At 59.8% G+C, this 2153-nt stretch carries 3 protein-coding genes and 1 pseudogene; all 4 read right to left on the bottom strand.

Going from position 1 to position 2153, the window contains the following annotated elements; all coding sequences use genetic code 11:
- Window positions 1-592, bottom strand: a pseudogene (locus WBB85_RS14920) (acetyl-CoA C-acyltransferase); the annotation flags it as partial.
- A gap of 11 nt (window positions 593-603) precedes the next feature.
- Complete coding sequence (locus tag WBB85_RS14925) at window positions 604-1239, bottom strand: glutathione S-transferase family protein (RefSeq protein WP_432639393.1); 636 nt, start codon at window positions 1237-1239, stop codon at window positions 604-606.
- Between the two features lie 85 nt (window positions 1240-1324).
- Entirely contained in the window at window positions 1325-1537 is a 213-nt protein-coding gene (locus WBB85_RS14930; RefSeq protein WP_432639394.1) for a hypothetical protein, read from the bottom strand.
- Between the two features lie 71 nt (window positions 1538-1608).
- Window positions 1609-2153 (bottom strand): acyl-CoA dehydrogenase (locus tag WBB85_RS14935; RefSeq protein ID WP_432639395.1); only part of this gene is annotated, 545 nt, incomplete at its 5' end.

Genomic DNA, 2153 nt, shown 5'->3' on the forward strand with positions numbered 1-2153 from the left:
CATTCTGGTCGCGCACGGTGACGATGGATTTCGAGAATCGTTTGTCGTCCCATGCGGCCTTCGCGCGTTTCTGGCTTTCGACGGCCAGAGCGTCGGCGTTATCGCGGGTAAAACCGTATTCTGTGGCGATGATATCGGCGGAAATGCCCTGCGGAACGAAATAGCTGGACATGGCGACGGATGGATCGACGGCAACAGCGGCCCCGTCAGAGCCCATGGCGACGCGGCCCATCATCTCGACCCCGCCTGCGATATAGGCTTCGCCCGCGCCGCCCCTGACCTGGTTCGCGGCTAGGTTCACAGCTTCCATTCCGCTGGCGCAGAAGCGGTTGATGGCAAGGCCGGGGATCGACTGGTCGAGGTCCGAGGCCAGAACAGCGGTGCGCGCGAGGCAGCCGCCCTGTTCGCCCACTTGCGTGACATTGCCCCAGATCACGTCCTCGACCGCGTGGCCTTCGAGGTTGTTGCGGTCCTTGAGGGCGTTCAGCATCAGCGCCGAGAGTCGGATTGATGTGACTTCGTGCAGCGCGCCATCGGCGCGGCCCTTGCCGCGCGGTGAACGGACGGCGTCATAGATATAGGCTTCGGTCATCGGGTCTCCTTTCAGGCGCGGTCGGCGGGCGAGCCGGGCATAAGGTCGTAAGGGTGCTTCCAGCCGGGCATGTCGCTAATGTGGCTCAGCCATGCGTCGATATGGGGCCAGTCTGCGCGGTCAAAGCCGAAGGGTTCGGTGTAAAAAAGATATCCGCAGCACGAAAGGTCTGCGACGGTGATCTTGTCGCCCACAAGCCAGTCACGCTGAGCGAGTTCGCTGTCCAGTACCTTATAGGCGGCTTTCAAGCGTCCCTGCATGAACGCGATGACTTCGGCGGATCGCTTTTCCTCTGGCAGGAAATTCATCAGGAAGCGGGTCGTCCCGGCCTGACCCGAAAGCTTGTGATTGTCCCAGAATTGCCAGCGCAGGATTTCACGGCGTTCGGCGGCGGATGTGCCGCCCAGCTTGCCGGTTTTCGAACTGATGTAGTCCTGCATGACGCCCGACTGCGTCAGCGTGACATCGCCGTCGATCATCACCGGAACTTCGCCCATCGGGTTGAGCTTGCGGAATTCGGGGGTGCGGCATTCGCCGTTGAAGAAGTCGACATAGATCGGTTCCCATTCGAGGCCCGAAAGCTCGAGCGCGATGGCGGCTTTGTATGAATTGCCGCTTTCGCCGAAGCAGTAGAGTTTGATGGTCATCAGGGCATCCTGTAATGTGTTCGGTTTCTGGCAGGATAGCGGGACAGCCGCGCGGGTCGACCGCGACGCTGTGTAGTCCCTTCAGCTATCTTTTTCTGGCGTCGAGTTCGGAGTTGAACAGGCGCAACCGGTGCGAGAGGTTATCCTCGTCGATCACCGATGTGAAATTCTCGAATAGGAAGGAAAGCGCTTCTCCTTCATCAAGACCGGCCTCTCGGGCAAATGCTTTGAGCTTGCGGTATCCGTCTTCGGTCATTGCGACCGGGAAGCGCCGAGTTAGTCGGAAGCGTTTGGGCATTTTGGTCCTCTCGATAAGTCATCCCCGGCTCGTCCCCTCGAGCCGGGGACGGTCCGTGAGTGAACCTCTCCCTAAAACTCGTCGGCTGCCAGTGCCATTACAGTGTCGGCCCCTGACGTGATGCGCGCAAGGTGCAACGCGGTGGCCGGCAGGTGTCGGGCCATATAATATCGCCCGGTTGCCAGTTTTGTCTTGTAGAACGCCTCGTCACCGGTGCCCGAAGCCAAGGCCTGTTGCGCGACCCGGGCCATCCGAGCCCACATCAGGCCCAGACAGACATGGCCCATCATGTGCATGAAGTCCACCGAACCGGCGAGCGCGTTGTTCGGGTTCTTGACGCCTTGCTGCATGAAATACATGCCCGCGGCCTGAAGATCCTTGGATGCGGCCTTGAGCGGATCCAGGAAATCCGCCTTCAGCTTCGCATCGCCTTCATTTTCCTTGATGAACGATTTGACGATATCGAAGAACGCCATAACATGTTTGCCGCCATCGGCGGCCAGTTTGCGGCCCACGAGATCGAGCGCCTGAATGCCATTCGCGCCTTCATAGATCTGTGTAATCCGGGCATCGCGGGCGAACTGGCTCATGCCATTTTGCTCGATATAGCCATGGC

Origin of the sequence: Albidovulum sp., from assembly GCF_049646345.1 — a bacterium.
GTDB lineage: Bacteria > Pseudomonadota > Alphaproteobacteria > Rhodobacterales > Rhodobacteraceae > Albidovulum.